Raw genomic sequence first — 15,286 nt, forward strand, 5'->3', positions numbered from 1 at the left:
GGGATTTCCCGCCCCTCCGCGCGCGTCCGGCGCGACCCCGGAATCGGGCCTGATCGTGGCTTTCCCGTAGTGCGGTCATGCGCCGCGCGTGTGCGGATTACAATGCCGGTCAGACCGGCCATCGTTCACATCATGAAAAATGTTCCGCACACCGTGACCGACGCCGCCATCGCGACGATCCGCGACCGGATCGAGGCAGGCGTTTATCCGGTCGGCAGCCTGCTGCCGGCCCAGCGTCAGCTCTCCGAGGAGCTGGAGATCAGCCGTGCGTCGCTGCGCGAGGCGCTGTCGACGCTCGAGGCGCTCGGGATGCTGCGCATCCGCGCGGGCAAGGGCGTGTACGTCGAAAGCGCGCAGGCAACTGCCGCGCATGCCTGGCAGTTTGCCGAGCAGTCGTCGCCGCCCGATACCTACCAGATGCGCTACGCGCTCGAAGGGTTCGCCGCGCGGATGGCCGCGCGCGTGGTCAGCGACGACGACATCGCGTGGTTCGAAGACAATCTCGCCGACCTGCACGTCGCGCTGACCGAAAACGCGCTCGACGAGGCGTCGCAGCTCGACTTCGACTTCCATATGCGGATCGTCCATCTCGCCGGCAACGCGGCGATCGAATCGATCCTGCGCGGCAGCGCGGACATCATGAAGGAAAGCCAGCGCATGCCGTTCTACCGGCGCGAGCTGCTGCTGTCGACGTGGCACGAGCACCGCGCGATCGTCGATGCGCTGATCGCGCGCGATGCCGCCGCCGCGGGCAGCGCGATCGAAACGCACATCGCGAACGCCGCGCAGCGCGCGGGCATCTTCTTCCCGACGCCGGGCGCCTGACGGCCGTGCGGCGCGCGCCGCACGAGCATCACACCGCAGCGACCGGATTCGCGTCGATCACGAAAAAAGCACGCGCTGGCGCCGGACGATCACGCGGCCTCGCCCGCGAAATCGATCAGCACCTTCATCGCGCGCTGCCGGTCGCCGGCCAGTTCGAACGCGAGGTTCGCGTCGCGCATCGGGAACACGCGCGTGATGGCCGGCCGCAGGTCGACGCGCGCCGCGTTGATCAGCTGCACCGCGAGCGCGAATTCCGCATGGAAGCGGAACGATCCGCAGATCGACAACTCCTTCGCGACCACGACGTTCTGCGGCAGGCTGACATCGCCGCCGAGCCCGAGCTGCACGACGACGCCGCGCGGACGCATCACGTCCAGCCCGTCGCGCAACGCGCGCGCATTGCCCGAACACTCGATCATCACGTCGAACGTGCCCTTGTCGGCGCCGTAGCGCGCGACCCATCCGGCATCGGCCGCCGCATTGATCGTGTGGTCGGCGCCGAGCGCGCGGGCCACTTCCAGCGGCGCTTCGACGACGTCGGTCGCGACGATCTCCGCCGCGCCATGCACGCGCGCCGCCGCGATCGCCAGCACGCCGATCGGCCCGCAGCCCGACACGAGCACGCGCTTGCCGATCAGCGGGCCCGCGCGCGACACCGCATGCAGCCCGACCGCGAACGGCTCGGCGAGTGCCGCGAGCGACAGCGGCACATGATCGGCGACCTTCACGCACTGCGCCGCGTCGCACACGAGCGCGTTGCGAAACGCGCCCTGCACGTGCGGCATCCGCATCGCGCTGCCGTAGAAGCGCATGTCCAGACACTGGTTCGGCAAGCCTTCGAGGCAGTAGCGGCACGCACCGCACGGCCGGCTCGGGTTGACCGCGACGCGATCGCCGACCTTCACCGACGTCACGTCCTGCGCGACCTCCGCGACCGTGCCGGCAACCTCGTGGCCGAGCACCATCGGCTGCTGCAGCCGGATCGCGCCGAAGCCGCCGTGCCGGAAGTAATGCAGGTCGGACCCGCAGATGCCGCCCATCGCGACATCGACGCGCACCTGGCCCGGGCCGATCTCGCCCGCGTCCTGTTCTTCGACCCGCAGGTCGTTCGGCCCGTGGATCACGACACACATGCAACGCATACGCATGACCTTCCTCCCTATACGGCGCTCGTCAGGCCGCCATCGACGAACAGCGTCTGGCCGTTGACGAAATCGGATGCGGCCGACGCAAGGAAAATCGCCGCGCCGCACAGCTCGTCGACGCGCCCCCAGCGGCCGGCCGGCGTGCGCTTGCACAGCCAGTCCGAGAACGCCGCGTCGTCGACCAGCGCACGATTAAGTTCCGTTTCGAAATAGCCGGGCGCGAGGCCGTTGGCCTGGATGCCGTGGCGCGCCCAGTCGGCGCACATCCCTTTCGTCAGCATCCGCACCGCGCCCTTCGACGCCGCGTACGGCGCGATCGTCGGCCGCGCGAGTTCGCTCTGCACCGAGCAGATGTTGATGATCTTCCCGCGGCCGCGCGCGATCATGTGACGCGCGACGGCCTGCGCGACGTTGAACACGCCGTCGAGATTCACGCGCATCAGCGCATGCCAGTCGTCGGGCTCGAATGCGTCGAGCGGCGCGCGGCGCTGGATGCCCGCGTTGTTCACGAGGATGTCGATCGCGCCGACGCGCGCCTCGAAGTCGTCGATCGCCGCGCGCACCTGCGCATGCTCGGCGACGTCGAACACCGCATGGTCGGCCGCGAAGCCTTCGTCGCGGAAATGGCTCGCGAGCGTCGCGGCCTTTTCTTCATTGCGATCGTTGATGACGATCGCCGCGCCGGCTTCCGCGAGCCCGCGGGCGAGCGTCAGCCCGATCCCGCGTCCGGAACCCGTGATCAGTGCGCGGCGGCCGTCAAGGCGGAACCGGTCAAGCGCGTTGGTCATGCATGCCTCCTCGTGCCAGTGGAGCCGGCTGCCCGTCGCGGCCGGTCTCGCGTTGACGGTATCTTCGGCTGCCGGCCCGATGCCGCGCCAATGGTCTTTTTTGATCCGGTTATCATGAAATCTGATTACCGCCCTCTCCTGCCCGCCGCCCATGGAACTCAAGCAATTGCGCGCCTTCGTCACGCTCGCGGAAGAGCTGCATTTCGGGCGCGCGGCGCAGCGCCTGTTCATCGTGCAGCCCGCGCTGAGCATGCAAATCAAGGCGCTCGAGGAAGAGCTCGGTGCGCGGCTGTTCGAGCGCGACCGCCACAAGGTCGAACTGAGCGACACGGGGCGCGTGTTCCTGCCGGAAGCGCGCGCGACGCTGCAGCAGGCCGCGCGTGCGGAACAGATGGCGCGGCTGTCGAGCCGCGGCGAGATCGGCACGCTGCGGATCGCGTTCGTGTCGTCGGTGCTGCCTACGCTGCTGCCGGCCGTGCTGCGCACGATGCGCGAGCGCTATCCGCTGATCGCGCTCGAACTGAAGGACATGCCGACGCCCGACCAGATCGCCGCGCTGCGCGACCGGCGGATCGATTTCGGAATGATCCGGCTGCCGGCCGCGTATGCGGGCATCGACACGCGCGTGGTGCTGGAAGAAGGCTTCGTCGTCGCGCTGCCGCTCGACCATCCGCTCGCCGCGCACGACACGATCCCGCCGGCCGCACTGCGCGGCCAGCCCGCGTTCGTGCTCGCGCGCCGCTATGCGCCCGGCTTTCACGACGACATGCTGCTCGCGTTGAGCCGCGCGGGCACGACGCTCGAAATCGCGCAGGAGTTCGGGGAATTCACGACGATGCTCGCGCTCGTCGCGGCGGGGATGGGCATCGGGCTGATCCCGGCAGAGGCCGCCAGCGCGCTGCCGCCGAACGTGCTCGCGCGGCCGCTCGACCTGGCCGGCCACCGAAGCGGCATCGGCCTCGCGTGGACCGACCTCGACAGCCCGCTGAAGCGTGCGTTCGTCGACGCGCTCGAGCAGGTGACGGCGGACAGGCGATGACGAAGTCGGGGCAATGAAAAAGCCCGGCCGGAAAACCGGGCCGGGCTCGTTCGCCGCGCGTGCCGCGTTGCCGCGGCCGCGCAACGTGCGGGATTACTTCGCGTTCGCGAACGCGACAGCCGTATCCAGCATGCGGTTCGAGAAACCCCACTCGTTGTCGTACCAGCTCGACACCTTGACGAGGCGGCCCGACACCTTGGTCAGCGTCGCGTCGAACGTCGACGAAGCCGGGTTGTGGTTGAAGTCGATCGACACCAGCGGTGCGTCGTTATAGCCGAGGATGCCCTTCAGCGCGCCTTCCGATGCTTCCTTCATGATCGCGTTGACTTCCTCGACCGTCGTGTCGCGCTTCGCGATGAACGACAGGTCGACGATCGACACGTTGATCGTCGGGACGCGGATCGCGTAACCGTCGAGCTTGCCGTTCAGTTCCGGCAGCACGAGGCCGACGGCCGAAGCAGCGCCCGTCTTCGTCGGGATCTGGCTGTGCGTGGCCGAACGCGCGCGGCGCAGGTCTTCGTGATAAACGTCCGTCAGCACCTGGTCGTTCGTGTATGCGTGGATCGTCGTCATCAGGCCGGTTTCGAGGCCGATCTTGTCGTTCAGCGGCTTGACGAGCGGCGCGAGGCAGTTCGTCGTGCACGATGCGTTCGAGATGACCGTGTGCTCGGCCTTCAGCACGTCGTGGTTCACGCCGTAGACGATCGTCGCGTCGACGTCCTTGCCGCCCGGCGCCGAGATGATCACCTTCTTCGCGCCGCCCTTCAGGTGCGCGCTCGCCTTTTCCTTGGTCGTGAAGAAGCCCGTGCACTCCATCACGACGTCGACGCCGAGCTCGCCCCACGGCAGTTCGGCCGGGTTGCGGTTCGCCAGCACGCGGATCTTGTCGCCGTTCACGACGAGGTAGTCGCCGTCGACCGACACTTCGCCCGGGAACTTGCCGTGCGCGGTGTCGTACTGGGTCAGGTGCGCGTTGGTCTTCGCATCGCCCAGGTCGTTGATCGCGACGATCTCGAGATCGTGCTTCTTGCCGTTTTCATAAAACGCGCGCAGCGTGTTGCGGCCGATACGGCCGTAGCCGTTGATTGCGACGCGAATCGTCATGGTCTATCTCCTGATGGCTGAAAAAATTCGTTTCGTGCAGCTTCACGGTGCGACGCGCGCAACGGGTGGCGCGCGTCGCGAATGCTTTTAGGCCAGCACGGCCTTCGCGGTCTCGACGACGTGCTCGACGGTGAAGCCGAAGTACTTGAACAGCACGCCGGCCGGCGCCGATTCGCCGAACGTGTCGATCCCGACGACGCCGCCTTCGAGGCCGACGTACTTGTGCCAGAAGGACGTTACGCCGGCTTCGATCGCGACGCGGCGCACGCCGTGCGGCAGCACGCGTTCGCGGTATTCGGCGTCCTGGCGGTCGAACACGTTGGTCGACGGCATCGACACGACGCGCGCCGCGATGCCCTGCTGCGCGAGCGGCTCGACGGCCTTCATCGCGAGCTCGACTTCCGAACCCGTCGCGATCAGGATGATCTTGCGCGCGACGATTTCTTCGTCCCAGTCCTTCAGTACGTAGCCGCCCTTCTCGATGTTCGCGATCTGCGCGTCGGTGCGCGGGTTGAACGCGAGGTTCTGGCGGCTGAAGATCAGGCTCGACGGACGATCCGCGGCAACCGCGTGCGTCCATGCAACGGCCGTCTCGACCGTGTCGGCCGGACGCCACACGTCGTGGTTCGGGATCAGGCGCAGGCTCGACACGTGCTCGATCGACTGGTGCGTCGGGCCGTCTTCGCCAAGGCCGATCGAATCGTGCGTGAACACGAAGATCGACGGCACCTTCATCAGCGCGGCCACGCGCAGCGCGTTGCGGCTGTAGTCGGAGAACGTCAGGAACGTGCCGCCGAACGGCTTGTGGCCGCCGTGCAGCGCGAGGCCGTTGATCGCGGCGCTCATGCCGAATTCGCGCACGCCGTAGTTGATATGGTTGCCCAGCACGACGCCCGCGCCTTGCGGATTCGCGCGGACCGCCTTCGAGGCCTTCCAGTTGGTCAGGTTCGAGCCGGTCAGGTCGGCCGAGCCGCCGAGCAGTTCGGGCAGCGCGGCGGCCAGACCTTCGATCGCCTGCTGCGACGCCTTGCGGGTCGCGACCGTCTCGGCGCGCTCGTTCGCGCCGGCGATGATCGCCGCCGCCTTCTGCGCCCAGTCGGCCGGCAGCTGGTTAGCCATCCGGCGCTCGAATTCGGCGGCTTCTGCCGGGAACTTCGCGCGATATTGCGCGAACGTCGCGTCCCAGTCGGTCTCGGCACGCTTGCCGGCTTCCTTCGCGTCCCATGCCGCATAGACTTCCTGCGGAATCACGAACGGCTCCCACTTCCAGCCGAGCGCTTCGCGCGTCTTCGCGATTTCTTCCGCGCCGAGCGCAGCGCCATGCACGTCGTGGCCGCCGGCCTTGGTCGCCGCGCCCTTGCCGATCACCGTCTTGCAGCAGATCAGCGTCGGCTTGTCCGACAGCTTCGCCTGCGCGATCGCCGCGTCGACCGCGTCGACGTCATGGCCGTTCACGTTCGGGATCACGTTCCAGCCGTACGCTTCGAAGCGCTTCGGCGTGTCGTCGTGGAACCAGTTCACGACGTCGCCGTCGATCGAGATGCCGTTGTCGTCGTACAGCGCGATCAGCTTGTTCAGCTTCAGCGTGCCCGCGAGCGAGCAGGCTTCGTGCGAGATGCCTTCCATCAGGCAGCCGTCGCCGAGGAACACGTACGTGTGGTGATCGACGATCTTCGCGCCGTCGCGGTTGAACTCGTCGGCCATCAGCGCTTCGCCGAGCGCCATGCCGACCGCGTTCGCGAGACCCTGGCCGAGCGGGCCGGTAGTCGTCTCGACACCCGGCGTGATCCCGTATTCCGGGTGGCCCGGCGTCTTCGAGTGCAGCTGGCGGAAGTTCTTCAGCTCTTCGATCGGCAGGTCGTAGCCGGTCAGGTGCAGCAGCGAGTACAGCAGCATCGAGCCATGGCCGTTCGACAGCACGAAGCGGTCGCGGTCTGCCCAGTGCGGGTTCGTCGGGTTGTGCTTCAGATGGCGCGACCAGAGCGCGACGCCGATTTCGGCCATGCCCATCGGCATGCCGGGGTGGCCGGAGTTCGCTTGCTGGACGGCGTCCATCGCGAGCGCACGGATCGCGTTGGCCATCAGGGTGGTGGAGGCGGGAGACGAAGTCGTCATGTCGAGTCCGGAGAACGAGTCGAGGAAACGGGGGCACGGCGGCATCCGGAAGCTCGAGCGTTAATCGTTCCCGGCGCGCGGTGCGGCGCCTGACGGACGCGAAGCGGACGGAGCCTACGGACGGGGCTGCAAAGCTCGTCATTTTAACAGATGGGCCGACATTTCCCTTGTCGGCGCGCGGTGTTCCGGCACGGTTTTCCGTCAAACCGCGCGCCTCCTATAATTCAGACGTCAGAACCGACTGCCCTTAGCGGCCCGCCCGTGAGCACCACACTACTCTTTCACCCTGCGCCCGACGCCACCTACGGCTTCCCGAATGCTCGGCGGCTCGCGCGCGTCGCGTCCCCGCACCAGCAGATCGAAGTCTGGGAAACCCCGCAGCTCGGCCGGCTGTTTACGCTGGACGGCCGGCCGATGACGTCGGTCGGCGACGAGTACGTCTATCACGAGTGCATGACGCACCCGGCCGCGCTCGCGCATCCGTCGCCGAAGAAGGCGCTCGTGCTCGGCGGCGGCGACGGCGGCGCGGCGCGCCAGTTGCTCAAGCACGCGTGCATCGAGCGGATCGTGATCGCCGAGCTCGACGACGAGGTGGTCGGGATGGCGCGTCGTTATCTCGACGACGTGCACCAGGGCGCGCTCGACGACCCGCGCGTCGAGGTCGTGATCGGCGACGCCGCGCATTTCGTCGAGTCGACCGTCGAGCATTTCGATCTCGTCGTGTTCGACCTCACGCCACCCGATTCGCCGGCGGCCGGCCTCTATACGCGCGCGTTCTACGCGCGGCTCAAGCGGATTCTCACGCCGTGCGGCGCGATCTCGATGCATCTCGGCTCGCCGGTGTTCCACGCCGCGCGCATCGCCGCGCTGCTCGACGACCTGCGCGCGAGCTTCGCGGTCGTCGATCCGCTGTCCGCGCACGTGCCGCTGTACGGCTCGCAGTGGCTGATGGCGATCGCGAGCGACACGCTCGATGCGGCCGCGCTGTTCGCGCACGACATCGACGAACGGCTCGCCGCGCGCCACGTCCAGGGCTTGCGCTACTACGACGCGCGGCTGCATCCATCCCTCTTTGCCCTGCCGCACGCGCTGCGCGATACACTGGGCGCTCGCCGCTGAGCGTCCGGGCGGCCGAGCCGTTCCGCTTTCCCCCCACGCAGGAGAATGACCGATGACCGATCCACGTCCGGCCAACGTGCCTTGGTTGACGCCCTATCTGGCCGTACGCAACGCGCGCGCGGCCATCGATTTCTTCAAGGCCGCATTCGGCTTCGAGCTGCGCGACGTGCACGACGAGGACGGCGCGATCATGCACGTCGAGATGGCCTATCACGGCCGGCTGATCGTGATGTTCGCACCCGAAGGCGCATTCGGCTCGATCGCGCTCACGCCGAAAAGCGCGCACGCCACCGCACCGCAGTCGTTCTATCTGTACGTCGACGATGTCGACGCAACCTGGCAGCGCGCGCTGGACGCGGGCGCGAAATCGCTGAGCGCGCCGCAGGACCAGTTCTGGGGCGACCGGTTCGCGCAGATCGAGGATCTAGACGGCTACCGCTGGGCGCTCGCGCGCCGCCTCGACGCATGACCGAAACCGCCACACGCATGAACGAAGCCACCACCACCGCGGCCGTGCCGCGCTTTTTCGTCGATGCGGCACTGCGCGCCGACGCCACGCTCGCGCTGCCGGCCGACGTCGCGCGCCACGCTCAGGTGCTGCGCCTGCAGCCGGGCGACGTGCTCGCGCTGTTCGACGGCACGGGCGGCCAATACCGCGCGCGGCTCGTCGAGATCGACAAGCGCAGCGCGCTCGCGCAGATCGATGCGTTCGAACCTGCCGAGGCCGAGCCGCCCTATCGCGTGACGCTCGCGCAAGGGATCGCCGGCGGCGACAAGATGGACTGGGTGATCGAGAAGGCCGTCGAGCTCGGCGTCGCGGCGATCATGCCGCTGTCGACCGCACGCGGCGTCGTGAAGCTCGCCGGCGAACGCGCGGACAAGCGCGTCGCGCACTGGCGCGGCGTCGTGCGCGCGTCGTGCGAACAGTGCGGGCGCAACCGCTTGCCCGAGGTCGCGCCGGTATTCGGCTTCAACGCGTGGCTCGATACGCTGCCGGCCGCGCCGGCCGACGGCGAACTGCGGCTGCTGCTGTCGCCGCGCGCGAGCATCCCGTTCGCGTCGCTGCCCGACACGCCGCCCGGAGCGCCCGTCACGCTGCTGATCGGCCCCGAAGGCGGACTGTCGCCCGACGAGGAAAACGCGGCCCGCGCGCGCGGCTTCACCGCGCTGTCGCTTGGGCCCCGCGTGCTGCGCACCGAGACGGCCGGCGCGGCCGTGCTCGCGGCATTGGCAGCGCGCTGGGGCGGATGGTGACGAAATGGGCGTGCCGCCGCGAGGCGGCACGACACTTCCCGGCCCACACGTCACCCTGCCGCGGCGCGATGTGCGGCCTGCGTCACGGCAGGAATGCGCGTGTTTCCACGCTGCGGCTTATCGCGGCTTGTCGCTCGACGATCCGTGCGGCATCGAATCGGACAACGCATCGAGAACCGGGCTCAGCACGTCTTGCGGGCTTCCGGTTGCCCAGCCTCCGTCCAGGCTGTAGAGGTCGATCTTGCCCGTCACGGGGCGCGTCACCGGCGCCGCGTCCAAGACCTGCGCCATGCCGGAGAAGATCGCCTTGCCTGGCAACGGACGCCTGAAGAATGACGCGGCACGGATTGCCGCGTTCATGCCGTGCCGGCCTGTATGCGCCGCGCACACGTAAAAAAGCCCGCTCGAGGCGGGCTTCTCGCCGGGCCGGCCGCGCAGAGCCGCGGGCCGATTCGCGCTTATGCGAACGAGTAGAACACGCGGAACGCGACCTTGCGCTCGGCCCAGAACTCGGCCGCCTCGCGGAACACGTCGAGCAGCGTCTCGCGCCCTTCCTTGTCGAACTTCTGCGCGATCGGCAGCCCTTCGAGGACGATCACGAAACCGGGCTGCGCGCCGGCCTTCGCGACGAGGTCGGTCAGGCAGTCGTACAGCGCGTCGTAGTTCTTCCCGAAATGCTTCGGGAACAGGAACGACGTCGCGATCGTTTCCATCACTTCCTGCTTCGACTGCGCGGCGCCGCAATACGCGTACAGGAAGTGCTGGCCGAGCCGACCGGCTTCGTCGGCGAGATCCTGCACGCGGAACGCGCGGATCGACTGCACGAGATTGGGTCGCACGGTCGTGAAAAGGCTCATAGGCTCCTCGTTCGATGAAAGCCCGGGCTCGGCTTCCTGTTGCTCCGGCGCGCCGACGGCCTGTGCCGCCGCGTTCAGTTGAATCACGCGCTGAAACAGATTGCCGTCGCCGGCCGCGAACAGTTCCGCCGCCGCCGAATCGTGCGCGTAGATGGAGTCGCTCATGCCATTCGTCCCGAAGTCATTCAACAATACGTTTAAAACTGTTGTAGTGGTCGCCCGTGTAATAACAGTTGTCGATCCGGCGCAATGGCCCGCCACAGACGATCCGGCGCGCGCCGCGATTGCGGGCACGCGGCGTCGGCACCGTGTACTCATGGTAGTAGCCGCGCTTCGCCTTCGGCAAAATCCGCTCGCGGTTGCCGAACACGACGCCGTCTTTCTCGTACGGATAGGGGCCGCCGGCGCCGATCAGGCCCAGCGTGGTCACGGCCTCGCGCGGAAGACGGGCGGTCGGGATCGTATCGAGCCCGCTGGCGGCCACGTCGGCCGAAACGGCCTCCCGTGCGTAAGCGGCGGAAACCAGACTGCCCGTCGGCGTGCCGACGATACCCATCGCGAACATCGCGAAGACGGACGCGAGCGCGCCGTTGCGGAGCCACTTGCGTGCCATGAACCAGGGTTCCCGCTGTTAAATCAAGTAGTTGACGACCAACAAAGGCGTTAGCGTAGCGTTATTGTCCGCGCGAATCAATGTCCGTTTGGGAATCGAAAGCCCGACGACGCGCGGATTGACGTATTTCTTACCGAAATTACACTACATTTATCTTACATAAGATAAAATGCGAGCGGCATCTCTCGTATGGCAAGACCCTGCCTCCTTGCCACGCTCGCTACCCGGAGTGGAGAGATGCTGCTGTTGCTTTGAGGGAAGCGCGTTTGCGCCCTGCCCGACGGCGTGCCCATTGCGGGCACGCCTCTTTTTGCTTTTGTTTACAATTTCGCCCGACGCGCCACGCCGGTTCGACCGGCCTGGCGCGTTCGTTTTCGCTCAGCGCGCGGCGTTCACGTCGGCGACCAGCAGCGCCGCCATGTTGACGATGCGGCGAACGGTCGCCGATTCGGTCAGCACGTGCACCGGCTGGGCAGCACCCAGCAGGATCGGCCCGATCGCGATGTTGTTGCCGGCGGCCGTCTTCAGCAGGTTGTACGCGATGTTCGCGGCGTCGATGTTCGGCAGGATCAGCAGGTTCGCGTCGCCTTCCAGCGTCGATTCCGGCAGGATTTCCTTGCGCAGCGCCGCGTCGAGCGCGACGTCGCCGTGCATCTCGCCGTCGACCTTCAGGTCAGGCGCGGTTTCATGCAGGATCGCGAGCGTATCGCGCATCTTCTGCGCCGAAGGCGCGTTGCTCGTGCCGAAATTCGAATGCGACAGCAGCGCGACCTTCGGCTCGATGCCGAAGCGGCGCACTTCTTCAGCTGCCATGATCGTGATCTCGGCAAGCTGCGCCGGGGTCGGATCGACGTTGACGTGCGTATCGACGAGGAAGATCTGGCGGCCCGGCAGCACGAGGCCGTTCATCGCCGCATAGACGCTGCAGCCGGCGCGCTTGCCGATTACCTGGTCGATGAAGTGCAGGTGGCGGTGCGTCGTGCTGATCGTGCCGCAGATCATCCCGTCCGCTTCGCCCCGCTTCACCAGCATCGCGCCGATCAGCGTCGTGCGGCGGCGCATCTCGACGCGCGCGAGCTGCTCGCTGATGCCCTTGCGCGCCATCAGCTTGTGGTACGACTGCCAGAAGTCGCGGTAGCGCTCGTCGTGCTCGGTGTTGACAACCGTGAAGTCGACACCCGGATTCAGGCGCAGGCCGTAGCGCTGGATACGGTGCTCGATCACCGAGGGCCGGCCGATCAGGATCGGCGTCGCGAGCTTTTCGTCGACGATGATCTGAACGGCACGCAACACGCGCTCTTCTTCGCCTTCCGCGAACACGACGCGCTTCTTCTCCGCCGGCGCGCTGCGCGCGATCTGGAAGATCGGCTTCATCGTCGTGCCGCTGTGATACACGAACTGCTGGAGATGGACGCGGTACGCCTCCATGTCCTCGATCGGACGCGTCGCGACGCCGCCGTCCATCGCGGCCTGCGCGACGGCCGGCGCGATCTTCACGATCAGGCGCGGGTCGAACGGCTTCGGAATCAGGTATTCGGGGCCGAACGACAGGTCCTGGATGCCGTACGCGGTCGCGACGATGTCGCTCTGTTCCTGCTGCGCGAGCTCGGCGATCGCATTGACGGCCGCGATCTCCATTTCACGCGTGATCGTCGTCGCGCCGACGTCGAGCGCGCCGCGGAAGATGAACGGGAAGCACAGGACGTTGTTGACCTGGTTCGGGTAGTCGGTGCGGCCCGTGGCCAGCACCGCGTCCGGGCGCACTTCGAGCGCGAGTTCCGGCAGGATTTCCGGCGTCGGGTTCGCGAGCGCGAGGATCAGCGGGCGCTCGGCCATGCCCTTCACCATCTCCTGCTTCAGCACGCCCGCGGCCGACAGGCCGAGGAAGATGTCCGCGCCTTCGATCACTTCGGCCAGCGTCCGCGCTTCGGTTTCTCGTGCGAAACGCTCCTTGTCCGGGTCCATCAGTTCGGTGCGGCCCTTGTAGACGACGCCGGCCAGGTCGGTCACCAGGATGTTCTCGATCGGCAGGCCGATGTCGACCAGCAGGTCGAGGCACGCAAGCGCGGCCGCGCCCGCGCCGGACGCGACGAGCTTCACCTTCTTGATGTCCTTGCCGACGACCTTCAGGCCGTTCGTGACGGCCGCGGCCACGACGATCGCGGTGCCGTGCTGGTCGTCGTGGAACACCGGGATCTTCATCCGCTTGCGCGCTTCGCGCTCGACGATGAAGCAGTCCGGCGCCTTGATGTCTTCCAGGTTGATCCCGCCGAAGGTCGGCTCCAGCGCGGCGATCACGTCGACGAGCTTGTGCGGGTCCGACTCGTTCAGCTCGATGTCGAATACGTCGATGCCGGCGAACTTCTTGAACAGCACGGCCTTGCCTTCCATCACCGGCTTCGACGCGAGCGGGCCGATGTTGCCGAGACCGAGCACCGCCGTGCCGTTCGTGACGACGCCGACCAGGTTGCTGCGCGCGGTGAAACGCGCCGCGTTGAGGGGGTTCTCGACGATCTCCTCGCACGCATACGCCACGCCCGGCGAATACGCGAGCGCGAGGTCGCGCTGGTTGATCATCTGCTTGGTCGGGGCGATCGCGATCTTCCCGGGAGTCGGGAATTCGTGATAATCGAGGGCGGCTTCGCGGAGCTTGGCTTTGGAGGAGGCTTGGGTGGACATGTGTCTCGTGACGGGCGGATTAGAATAACTGTTCGACGGCATTGTAGCGCCAATCGAAGGCCGCCAGACCGGCGATTCGGGTGCGACAGCCGCGACAAAAATGAACCGAACGGTGCAGGAACGCCGCCGTTCGCCTCGTACAATGCCGTTCCCTGAACCGTATCGGATCCGCCCGCCGTGCCAGCCGCCCTCTCCGAGTTTTCGCTGATCGATCGCTTCTTCGCGCGCCGCGCGGCACAGGGCGCACGCGCGTCGACGCTCGGCATCGGCGACGATTGCGCGCTGATCGCGCCTCGATCCGGGAAATTGCTGGCCATTTCGACGGACATGCTGGTCGAGGGCCGCCACTTCTTCCCCGACGTCGCGCCCGACGCGCTCGGCCACAAGACGCTCGCGGTCAACCTGTCCGACCTCGCGGCAATGGGCGCCGAGCCGCGCGCGTTCACGCTCGCGTGCGCGCTGCCGCGCGCCGACGCGGCGTGGCTCGAGGCGTTCAGCAACGGGCTGTTCGCGCTCGCCGAGCGATTCGGCTGCGAGCTGGTCGGCGGCGACACGACGAGCGGGCCGCTGAACCTGTGCGTGACCGTATTCGGCGAAGTCGCGCCCGACGCGGCGCTGCGGCGCGATGCCGCGCGCGACGGCGACGACGTCTGGGTGTCCGGCACGCTCGGCGACGCGCGCGCCGGCCTCGGCGTCGCACGCGGCGAATGGGCGGCCGGCGCGAACGAAGCGGCCGCGTTCCGGCACGCGCTCGAGCGCCCGGAACCGCGTGTCGCGCTCGGCCTCGCGCTCGCGGGGGTCGCGCACGCGGCGCTCGACCTCTCCGACGGCCTCGCCGGCGACCTGCAGCACATCCTGGCACGCTCGAACGTGCGCGCCGAGATCGACGCCGACGCGGTACCGCGCTCGGCCGCGCTCGCGACGCTGCCGCCCGACGTGCAGCGCCGCTGCACGCTGGCGGGCGGCGACGACTACGAGCTGTGCTTCACGGCCCCGGCCGCGGCCCGCGCGGCGGTCGAAGCGGCCGGCGCGACGGCCGGCGTGCCGGTCACGCGAATCGGTACAATACGCGCGTTGTCCGCGCCGTCGGAGCGGCCCGCGATCGCGTGGCGCGACGCCGCCGGCGCGCCCCTGGCTCTCACGTTGCACGGCTTCGACCACTTCCATGCAGACTGACCCGACGCCCGCGCACGCCGCGGCCGAACCCGGCGCCGCACCGAACGGGAATGCGCCGAAGCGCGCGAGCGCGCGCTTCATGCTGTCGCACCCGGCGCACCTCGTGTCGCTCGGCTTCGGCAGCGGGCTCGCGCCGATCATGCCCGGCACGTTCGGTTCGCTGTTCGGCTGGCTCACGTTCGTCGTGCTGAGCCGCTACCTGACGGTACCCGAATGGTGGATGCTGATCGCGGCCGGCTTCGCGGCGGGCACGTGGATCACCGGTTTCACCGCGAGGAAGATGGGCACGTCCGATCCGGGCGCCGTCGTCTGGGACGAGATCGTCGCGATCTGGCTCGTGATGCTGTTCGTCACGCCGGCGACCTTCATCGGCCAGTTGTGGGCGTTCGTCGCGTTCCGCTTCTTCGACATGCTCAAGCCGCCGCCGATCCGCTATTTCGACCGTCGCCTGAAAGGCGGGCTCGGCATCATGATCGACGACCTGGTCGCCGCGTTCATGACGCTGCTCGTGATCGCCCTGTGGCGCTCCGTCGTCGGCTGACCGATTTCCCGACTCTCGTTTCCCGACGCGC

At 67.8% G+C, this 15,286-nt stretch carries 15 protein-coding genes; 7 read left to right on the forward strand and 8 right to left on the reverse strand.

What is annotated here, in order from left to right; genetic code table 11:
• The first annotated feature begins 102 nt into the window (after positions 1-102).
• Entirely contained in the window at positions 103-825 is a 723-nt protein-coding gene (locus BT264_RS03810; RefSeq protein WP_072436337.1) for a FadR/GntR family transcriptional regulator, read from the forward strand.
• 89 nt (positions 826-914) lie between these two features.
• Here the strand turns inward: BT264_RS03810 and BT264_RS03815 are convergent, their stop codons facing one another.
• Both BT264_RS03815 and BT264_RS03820 read right to left on the reverse strand, forming a co-directional pair.
• The gene (locus BT264_RS03815) at positions 915-1,973 is read right to left on the reverse strand and encodes an L-idonate 5-dehydrogenase (RefSeq protein WP_072436338.1); all 1,059 of its coding nucleotides are present in this window, start codon (positions 1,971-1,973) and stop codon (positions 915-917) included.
• A gap of 11 nt (positions 1,974-1,984) precedes the next feature.
• On the reverse strand, positions 1,985-2,758 hold the full coding sequence (locus tag BT264_RS03820; RefSeq protein ID WP_072436444.1) for an SDR family NAD(P)-dependent oxidoreductase: 774 nt from the start codon (positions 2,756-2,758) through the stop codon (positions 1,985-1,987).
• 151 nt (positions 2,759-2,909) lie between these two features.
• Here BT264_RS03820 and BT264_RS03825 point away from each other — a divergent pair, with 151 nt between their 5' ends.
• A complete protein-coding gene (locus BT264_RS03825) occupies positions 2,910-3,797 on the forward strand; it encodes a LysR family transcriptional regulator (protein ID WP_072436339.1) in 888 nt (295 codons plus the stop codon).
• 93 nt (positions 3,798-3,890) lie between these two features.
• Here BT264_RS03825 and gap read toward each other — a convergent pair whose 3' ends face one another.
• Both gap and tkt read right to left on the reverse strand, forming a co-directional pair.
• Entirely contained in the window at positions 3,891-4,901 is a 1,011-nt protein-coding gene (gene gap, locus BT264_RS03830) for a type I glyceraldehyde-3-phosphate dehydrogenase (RefSeq protein WP_006485712.1), read from the reverse strand.
• A gap of 87 nt (positions 4,902-4,988) precedes the next feature.
• Positions 4,989-7,061, reverse strand: coding sequence for a transketolase (tkt, locus tag BT264_RS03835; protein ID WP_072436340.1), 2,073 nt, complete (start codon positions 7,059-7,061; stop codon positions 4,989-4,991).
• A gap of 216 nt (positions 7,062-7,277) precedes the next feature.
• On the opposite strand from tkt, the gene speE reads away from it, so the two are divergent.
• From speE to BT264_RS03850, 3 genes are read left to right on the forward strand one after another with little or no spacing between them, the layout of a single operon-like run.
• Positions 7,278-8,135: a polyamine aminopropyltransferase gene (gene speE / locus BT264_RS03840; protein ID WP_072436341.1), complete on the forward strand. Its 858-nt coding sequence runs from the start codon at positions 7,278-7,280 to the stop codon at positions 8,133-8,135.
• 52 nt (positions 8,136-8,187) lie between these two features.
• Positions 8,188-8,604, forward strand: coding sequence for a VOC family protein (locus BT264_RS03845; RefSeq protein ID WP_072436342.1), 417 nt, complete (start codon positions 8,188-8,190; stop codon positions 8,602-8,604).
• A 17-nt stretch (positions 8,605-8,621) separates the two neighbouring features.
• The gene (locus BT264_RS03850; RefSeq protein WP_072436445.1) at positions 8,622-9,389 is read left to right on the forward strand and encodes a 16S rRNA (uracil(1498)-N(3))-methyltransferase; all 768 of its coding nucleotides are present in this window, start codon (positions 8,622-8,624) and stop codon (positions 9,387-9,389) included.
• A 117-nt stretch (positions 9,390-9,506) separates the two neighbouring features.
• On the opposite strand, the gene BT264_RS03855 is transcribed toward BT264_RS03850, so the two are convergent.
• The 4 genes from BT264_RS03855 to BT264_RS03870 all read right to left on the reverse strand — a co-directional run bounded on the left by BT264_RS03855 (position 9,507) and on the right by BT264_RS03870 (position 13,580).
• Positions 9,507-9,749: a hypothetical protein gene (locus BT264_RS03855; RefSeq protein ID WP_256260558.1), complete on the reverse strand. Its 243-nt coding sequence runs from the start codon at positions 9,747-9,749 to the stop codon at positions 9,507-9,509.
• Positions 9,750-9,847: 98 nt separating this feature from the next.
• Positions 9,848-10,411, reverse strand: coding sequence for a barstar family protein (locus BT264_RS03860; RefSeq protein ID WP_027783519.1), 564 nt, complete (start codon positions 10,409-10,411; stop codon positions 9,848-9,850).
• 16 nt (positions 10,412-10,427) lie between these two features.
• The gene (locus BT264_RS03865; RefSeq protein ID WP_034182701.1) at positions 10,428-10,859 is read right to left on the reverse strand and encodes a guanyl-specific ribonuclease; all 432 of its coding nucleotides are present in this window, start codon (positions 10,857-10,859) and stop codon (positions 10,428-10,430) included.
• 378 nt (positions 10,860-11,237) lie between these two features.
• Positions 11,238-13,580, reverse strand: coding sequence for an NADP-dependent malic enzyme (locus tag BT264_RS03870; RefSeq protein WP_371287022.1), 2,343 nt, complete (start codon positions 13,578-13,580; stop codon positions 11,238-11,240).
• Positions 13,581-13,715: 135 nt separating this feature from the next.
• Between BT264_RS03870 and thiL the strand changes: the two genes are divergently transcribed.
• Both thiL and BT264_RS03880 read left to right on the forward strand, forming a co-directional pair.
• Positions 13,716-14,714, forward strand: coding sequence for a thiamine-phosphate kinase (gene thiL / locus BT264_RS03875; RefSeq protein WP_072436344.1), 999 nt, complete (start codon positions 13,716-13,718; stop codon positions 14,712-14,714).
• Positions 14,704-15,255 carry a phosphatidylglycerophosphatase A family protein gene (locus BT264_RS03880; protein WP_072436345.1) on the forward strand — a complete coding sequence of 184 codons (552 nt, stop codon included), beginning with the start codon at positions 14,704-14,706 and terminating at the stop codon, positions 15,253-15,255. The genes thiL and BT264_RS03880 overlap by 11 nt, the downstream gene beginning before the upstream one ends.
• Positions 15,256-15,286: the final 31 nt, after the last annotated feature.

Source organism: Burkholderia sp. NFPP32 (genome assembly GCF_900119325.1).
In the GTDB taxonomy this organism is placed as follows: domain Bacteria; phylum Pseudomonadota; class Gammaproteobacteria; order Burkholderiales; family Burkholderiaceae; genus Burkholderia; species Burkholderia pyrrocinia_C.